9 protein-coding genes are annotated in these 7,344 nt (G+C 34.7%); 8 read left to right on the forward strand and 1 reads right to left on the reverse strand.

What is annotated here, in order from left to right:
• Positions 1 to 4: 4 nt before the first annotated feature.
• The 8 genes from AB8P06_RS14520 (at position 5) to AB8P06_RS14555 (ending at position 6,331) form a co-directional block, all read left to right on the forward strand.
• Positions 5 to 361, forward strand: a complete 357-nt coding sequence (locus AB8P06_RS14520; protein ID WP_369842815.1) for a four helix bundle protein — start codon at positions 5 to 7, stop codon at positions 359 to 361.
• An 82-nt stretch (positions 362 to 443) separates the two neighbouring features.
• A complete protein-coding gene (locus AB8P06_RS14525) occupies positions 444 to 2,159 on the forward strand; it encodes a phospho-sugar mutase (protein ID WP_369842817.1) in 1,716 nt (571 codons plus the stop codon).
• 32 nt (positions 2,160 to 2,191) lie between these two features.
• A complete protein-coding gene (locus AB8P06_RS14530; RefSeq protein ID WP_369842819.1) occupies positions 2,192 to 2,554 on the forward strand; it encodes a four helix bundle protein in 363 nt (120 codons plus the stop codon).
• Positions 2,555 to 2,598: 44 nt separating this feature from the next.
• Complete coding sequence (locus AB8P06_RS14535) at positions 2,599 to 3,852, forward strand: pyridoxal phosphate-dependent aminotransferase (RefSeq protein WP_369842821.1); 1,254 nt, start codon at positions 2,599 to 2,601, stop codon at positions 3,850 to 3,852.
• A gap of 46 nt (positions 3,853 to 3,898) precedes the next feature.
• Positions 3,899 to 4,192: a four helix bundle protein gene (locus AB8P06_RS14540; protein WP_369842823.1), complete on the forward strand. Its 294-nt coding sequence runs from the start codon at positions 3,899 to 3,901 to the stop codon at positions 4,190 to 4,192.
• A 22-nt stretch (positions 4,193 to 4,214) separates the two neighbouring features.
• A complete protein-coding gene (gene kdsB / locus AB8P06_RS14545; protein ID WP_369842825.1) occupies positions 4,215 to 4,940 on the forward strand; it encodes a 3-deoxy-manno-octulosonate cytidylyltransferase in 726 nt (241 codons plus the stop codon).
• A 108-nt stretch (positions 4,941 to 5,048) separates the two neighbouring features.
• On the forward strand, positions 5,049 to 5,711 hold the full coding sequence (locus AB8P06_RS14550; RefSeq protein WP_369842826.1) for a histidine kinase: 663 nt from the start codon (positions 5,049 to 5,051) through the stop codon (positions 5,709 to 5,711).
• A gap of 44 nt (positions 5,712 to 5,755) precedes the next feature.
• Positions 5,756 to 6,331, forward strand: coding sequence for a glutathione peroxidase (locus tag AB8P06_RS14555; protein WP_369842827.1), 576 nt, complete (start codon positions 5,756 to 5,758; stop codon positions 6,329 to 6,331).
• A 191-nt stretch (positions 6,332 to 6,522) separates the two neighbouring features.
• On the opposite strand, the gene AB8P06_RS14560 is transcribed toward AB8P06_RS14555, so the two are convergent.
• Positions 6,523 to 7,182 (reverse strand): NAD(P)H-binding protein, encoded by a 660-nt coding sequence (locus tag AB8P06_RS14560; RefSeq protein WP_369842828.1) that lies wholly within the window; start codon positions 7,180 to 7,182, stop codon positions 6,523 to 6,525.
• Positions 7,183 to 7,344: the final 162 nt, after the last annotated feature.

Raw genomic sequence — 7,344 nt, forward strand, 5'->3', positions numbered from 1 at the left:
ATCTATGAGTTTCAAATTTGAGAAATTAATTATCTGGCAGAAATCTATGGTTTTTGCAGAAAATATTTTTAATTTGTCTCAAAATTTTCCGAAAGATGAAGTTTTTAATATAACATCACAGATTAGAAGAGCTTCTGATTCTGTTGCACTTAATATTTCTGAAGGAAGTATTTTACAGTCAAAATTGGAATTTAAGAAATTTTTAGGATACTCAATTCGTTCTTTAGCTGAAGTGGTAACTTGCTTATATAAAGCGAGAAATAGAAACTACATCTCAGAAGAAGATTTTAATAAATTATATAATGAAAGTTATAGTCTTATAAATCAGATTATAGAATTTAGAAACCAAATAAAAGAATAATAAGGCAGGAAGCCTGAAGTTTAAAGCTGGAAGACTTCCGGCCTCCATCTTCCAACTCCCAGCCAAGATACAAAATACAGATATGACAACATTAGAAAAAGCAAAACTTTGGTTAAGCGATACATTCGATAAGGAAACAAGAGATGCTGTGCAGGTATTGATTGACAGCAATTCCCCTGATCTTGAAGATTCTTTTTACAGAGAACTGGAATTCGGAACAGGAGGGATGCGTGGTATTATGGGTGTAGGAACCAATCGTTTAAATAAATACACCTTAGGCCAGGCTACACAGGGACTTGCAAATTATATGCTGAAGCAGTTTCCTAATGAGGAAATTAAAGTTGCCATTGCTTATGACGTTCGCCACAACTCAAAAGAGTTTGGAAAATTAGTAGCTGATGTGTTAACGGCCAACGGAATTAAAGTTCTTCTTTTCAAAGATCACAGACCAACTCCTGAATTGTCATTCACTGTGCGTGATAAAAAATGCAACGGAGGAATTGTTTTAACGGCTTCTCATAATCCACCTGAATACAACGGGTATAAAGTATATTGGAATGACGGGGCGCAAATTGTACCGCCTCATGATGAAGCGATCATTAACGAAGTATATTCTGTAAAATTCGATGAAATTAAATTCGACGGAAATGATGATCACATCGAATGGGTAGGACCTGAACAGGACGATGTTTATATCGATGCATGTATCGAAAATTCCACCTACCAGAATGTTGGAAAAGAAAATTTAAATATCGTTTTCACTTCAATCCACGGAACAACGTATACTACAGTTCCGAAAGCACTGGAAAAAGCGGGGTTCAAAAAAATAGACCTGGTCAAAGAACAGATGATTCCAAGCGGAAATTTCACTACCGTTGAATCTCCTAATCCGGAAGAGCCTGCAGCACTGGAAATGGCTATGGATCTTGCAAAAATTACAAATGCCGACATCGTTATCGGGACCGATCCGGATGGTGACAGGTTAGGAATTGCCGTACGAAATTTAGATGGAGAAATGCAGTTGCTCAACGGTAACCAAACCAATACGATCCTTACATATTATATTTTAAATGAATGGAGAAAACTGGGGAAAATTACCGGAAAAGAATTCATAGGTTCTACCATCGTAACTTCAGATATTTTCTTTGATATTGCCCAAAAATTTGGCGTTGCATGTAAAGCGGGCCTTACAGGATTCAAATGGATCGGGAAAATGATCCGTGAAGCCGAGGGAAAAGAAAAATTTGTATGTGGGGGTGAAGAAAGTTTCGGATTTATGACCGGGGATTTTGTTCGCGATAAAGATTCTTGCGGCAGTATTGTTTTAGCCTGTGAAATTGCAGCATGGTGTAAAGCCAATGGAAGAACGATGTATCAATACATGATTGAGATCTACCAGGAAACCGGAATGTATTATGAAGGATTGGTGAATCTTGTAAGAAAAGGAAGAGACGGTGCTGAAGAAATTCAGAATATGATGAAAAACTTCCGCGAAAATCCGCCAAAAGAATTGGCCGGCTCTTTAGTGGAAGAAGTTAAAGATTTCAAGGAGCAGACCAATTTCGTGGTTTCAAAGAATGAAAAACTGATCATGAATGATATTCCGAAATCCAATGTGCTGATCTATTATACTCAGGACGGAACCAAAGTTTGTGTAAGGCCTTCAGGAACAGAGCCTAAAATCAAATTTTATATTTCGGTAAAAGATTCCATAACATCTGAGGCAGATTTCAGAAGCAAACTGACCTCATTGGAACAGAAAATAGAACAGGTAAAAACAGATTTACAGTTAACATAAAGAAATGAGTTATAAGTTTTGAGTTATGAATTATGAGTAAAAGTATTATTGGGAATAAAAGTTTTGAGTTCGCAATAAAAATTGTATATTTTTACAAAAAATTTAGTTTAGAAAAGAAGGAATTTGTAATTTCTAAGCAGGTTTTACGCTCTGGAACATCTATTGGTGCGAATGTTCGTGAAGCTTTAAATGCTCAAAGTAAAATGGATTTTATTCATAAATTATCCATTTCACAAAAAGAATGTGATGAGACTATCTACTGGCTTGAACTTTTATTTGTAACTGATTATATTTCAAAAGAAGAATTTGAAAGTTTAAAAAATCCAGCTGTGGAAATTTTAAAAATAATCAGAAGCATTATTATAACGACTAAGAATAAAACTCATAACTCATAATTAATAACTTATAACAATATAAAATAACATAATAAAAAAATAAAGTGAAAGTTTCAAAATTAGCGGCGAACCTGATCGGTTCTGAAATTGTAAAAATTGGTAATGAAGTAAATGAATTAAAAGCAAAAGGTGCAGAAATAGCCAATCTTACCATTGGTGATCTGAATTCTAATATCTACCCGATACCTGCAAAGTTGAAGGAAGAGATTCAGAAAGCTTATCAGAATAACCTGACAAATTATCCGCCTGCAAACGGACTTTTATCTTTAAGAAAAGAAGTTTCCAGAGACTTGAAAAACAGATGGAATCTTGATTATTCTGCTAATGATATCCTGATTACGGCAGGTTCAAGACCTTTAATTTATGCGGTTTACAAAACAATTGTAGACGAAGGTGATAAAGTAATTTACCCTACACCATCATGGAATAACAATCACTATGCTTATCTTACTTCAGCAGATGCTGTAGAAGTAAAAACAACTCCTGAAAATAATTTCCTGCCTACCGCTGCCGATTTAAAACCACACCTGGACGGAGCCGTTCTTTTAGCGCTTTGTTCACCGTTAAACCCTACGGGGACAATGTTTACTAAAGAGCAGTTATCAGATATATGCGAATTGGTTATAGCCGAAAACAAAAAAAGAGGGGCGGATGAAAAGCCGTTATACCTGATGTATGACCAGATTTACTCTAATCTTACTTTTGGAGCCAAACATTTCGATCCGGTTTCACTTTTCCCTGAAATGAAAGACTACACGATTTACATCGACGGTATTTCCAAATGCCTTGCTGCAACAGGAGTTCGTGTAGGATGGGGATTCGGGCCGACTCATATTATCGATAAAATGAAAGCCCTTCTTACCCACGTTGGAGCTTGGGCGCCAAAACCTGAGCAGGAAGCAACAGCAAAATTCTTTGAAACATCTGAAAACGTAGATACTTTCGTTGATGATTTTAAAGGAAAGCTTGAAGCCAGTTTAAAAGTTCTTCACAACGGAATCCAGACTTTAAAAGGAAAAGGTCTGGCAGTTGAAAGCATCGAACCGATGGGAGCACTTTATCTTACCATCAAATTAGATTACATCGGAAAAACAAAACCGGACAGAACAGTTATTGAAAACTCTTCAGATCTGGTATTCTATCTGATCAACGATGCCGGAGTTGCATTAGTACCATTCTCAGCTTTCGGAGAAGAAAAATCTGAGCCTTGGTTCCGCGCTTCAGTAGGTGGATTAGACATCAACGAAATTGAAGTAATGATGCCGAAGCTGGAAAATGCTTTAAATAATCTTAAATAATACTTAAAGTTATAAATTATGAGTTATAAGTTATGAGTTATAAGTTATGAGTGAAAGTATTGTTGGGAAAAAGAGTTTTGAATTTGCTGTACAAATTGTCAATTTTTATAAAAAATTGAGTGTAGAGAAGAAAGAATATATTTTATCCAAACAAATTATACGCTCGGGGACTTCTGTAGGAGCTAATGTTAGAGAAGCTTTAAACGCTCAAAGTAAAATGGACTTATTTGCTACTAACTATATTTCAAAAGAAGAATTTGAAGATTTAAAAAATCCGGCAACAGAGATTTTAAAAATAATCAGGAGCATTATTATAACGACTAAGAGTAAAAACTCATAACTTATAACTCATAACTATCTACATGAAAATTATCGCTGTCATTCCTGCCCGTTACGAAGCAAGCCGTTTTCCTGCAAAGCTGATGCAGATGCTTGGAGAAAAAACTGTTATCAGCACAACATATCAAAACGTTGAGGAAACAGGTTTGTTTGATGAAGTTTTTGTCGCTACGGATTCTGAAATTATTTATGATGAAATCGTTAGTAATGGTGGAAAAGCCGTAATGACCGGGCAACATGAAACCGGAAGTGACAGGATTGCTGAAGCCGTTCAGAATATTGATTGTGATATTGTGATCAATGTTCAGGGAGATGAACCTTTCCTGAAACTGGAACCGTTGAAACAACTGATAGAAGTTTTCAAAGAAGATGATAACCAGGAAATTTCTTTGGCTTCCTTAAAAATAAAACTGACGGAAAAAGAAGAGATTGAAAATCCGAATAATGTGAAAGTGATTACTGATAATAACGGATTTGCCTTATATTTCAGCCGTTCCGTTATTCCTTTTCACAGGGAGGTTTCTTATGATATAAGCTATTTTAAACATATCGGAGTGTACGCATTCCGGAAACATGCTTTATTACAGTTTTCAAAACTGGAAATGAAGCCACTCGAAATTTCGGAAAAAATAGAATGTATCCGCTACCTTGAATATGGTATGAAAATCAAGATGATAGAAACCAATTTTATCGGGGTCGGAATTGATACACCGGAAGATCTTGAAAAAGCAAGAAAGCTGATAGGTTAAATGTAGTTTACGATGTAACGAATTTGCAATTATCAGAACCACCTTTATCATATTATTAACAAAAGAATTCATTACAAAACCTTATATTTGAATTTATAAATTGATTGAATGAAGAAATTACTTTTAGTGTTCGTCATGGTCTTTTCGCAAATATCTTTTGCCCAGACTGCAAAAGAAATTATAGATAAAAATATTGAATTATCCGGAGGATTAACGAATTGGAAGCTTTTAAATTCAGTATTACTTCAAGGGAAAGTAATTCTTGGAATTAAAGATGAATATCCTATAAAAATTTACCAGCAACGCCCGAATCTTACCAAAACAGTCCTTACCATCAACAATAAAGAAACAGCTATTGAAGGATATGATGGAAACAAAGGTTACGGAATGAATTACGGTAATAATAAACTTCAGGAGTATCCTGATTATATTCCGGAAAGTTTTGATAATGATTTTATCGATTGGGAAAACAAAGGTTTTGAGGCTAAATATCTGGGAAAAGAAAAAGTAGGAGACATTTATTGTCATAAAGTTGAGCTTACCAAAAATGTGAATAAAAACCTGTATTATTTCGATACCAAAACTTATATGCTTTTAAAAGAAGTTAAAAAGGATGAAACACTGAATTATTTCGATTACAAAAAAGTAGGAAATCTGGTAATGCCTTTCAGAATAGAATCTGCAAGTCCCAAAAAAGATGGTGATTATGTAATGCTGATCAATAAAATAGACATTAATAAAGTATTTCCTGCCAATACATTTAAATTTTAATTGCAGAAATAATCGCGGCAATCCCGCAAATAAAAATAATACTAATGAAAAAGTTTTTTTTACTGCTGCTTTCTTTTATAGCTTTTTTTAACAGCTGTGCCCAAAAGAAAAGTGAATTGTCTAAAGCTAAAACCAAAGAACTTATGGGAAAAACGATATATGACTTCAAAGTGGAAAGCCTTGATGGTAAGGAGATTAACTTTGCAGATTTTAAAGGAAAGAAAATTCTTATTGTAAATACAGCTTCTGAATGTGGTTTTACCCCACAATATGCTGATCTTGAAAAAGTGTATGAAGAATATAAGGATAAATTGGTGGTAGTAGGGTTTCCTGCCAATAACTTTGGTGGCCAGGAACCGGGAACCAATACCGAAATCGGTGCATTTTGCCAGAAAAACTACGGAGTAACATTTCCTTTGGCAGCAAAAGTTTCTGTAAAAGGGGATGACACGGCGCCTATCTTCAAATACCTGACCGAAAAAGAATTAAACGGAGTGAAAAACACAACAATCCTTTGGAACTTCACTAAATTTTTAATCGATGAAAACGGAAAACTTGTTGATACTTTTGTAAGTACAACAAAACCTACAGATCAAGCGATTACAAAATATTTGAAATAAGAATTAATAAAATTCAAAGCTTCGGCTTTATTCAGCAAGGCACTGTTACAAAAGTATCAAATGTCACGCTGAATGAAGTCGAGGTTTTTTTTGATGGGTAATTTTGAGTTATGAATTATGAGTTATGAGTTATGAATTATAAGTTATAAAAATGCTGTCATAACCTCAGATATCCTCAAACCTCTCAACTCTCAACCCTCAACTTTCTTCTCAGCAAAGCAGAAAATATTCCCGAGTTTTATACTGGAATAGCCGTAGCTTTTAATTTTTGAAGAATTGATCATTGCTTTTGCCAGCACTTCGGTAGGAAGGGGTTTCTGGCTTTCCAGAAGGCCTAATTTATTGGCAAATTTAATCACTCTGCTTCCTAAAACTTCTCCGGTTCTGTCGGAATCTTTTCTTTCCAGCATACCGGGTTTGAAAATCGTGATTTTATTGAAGTGCAGCTGCTTTACGGCTTCTTCCAACTCACCTTTCATTTTTGAATAAAAGATTTTAGATTTCGGGCTGGCTCCGTAAGCAGAAACCAGGATATAATCATCCACTTCATTTTCTTTAGCGGCTTTTGCAAACTCATACTGATAATCGAAATCGACCCTTTTCTGCGCTTCCTTACTTCCTGCAGTCTTTAAAGTGGTTCCGAGACAGGAAAAAGCAACATCACCTCTTACAGAATCTTTCCATTCCTCAGGCTTTTCAAAATCCACTACATGAACATTAAGTTTATCATTTTGAATATCCAAAGGCTTCCTCACAAAAATATCTACCTTTTCGAAGTCTTTATCATTAAGTAACTGGCTGACCAGATCTTTACCTGTGGCACCTGTGGCACCGATTACAAGAGCTTTCATAATAAATGTGATTAGTTGTGACGGTTAACTTATGTTTTCCTTTTCTAAATTTACTAAATTTGAAGCTAATGAAAAAGATGTTTTAAAAAGATTAAAAGATTAAAAGATTAAAAGATTAAAAGATTAAAAGATTAAAAGATTAAAAGATTAAAAGATTAAAAG

It is taken from the genome of Chryseobacterium tongliaonense (assembly GCF_041224435.1).
In the GTDB taxonomy this organism is placed as follows: Bacteria; Bacteroidota; Bacteroidia; order Flavobacteriales; family Weeksellaceae; genus Chryseobacterium; species Chryseobacterium tongliaoense.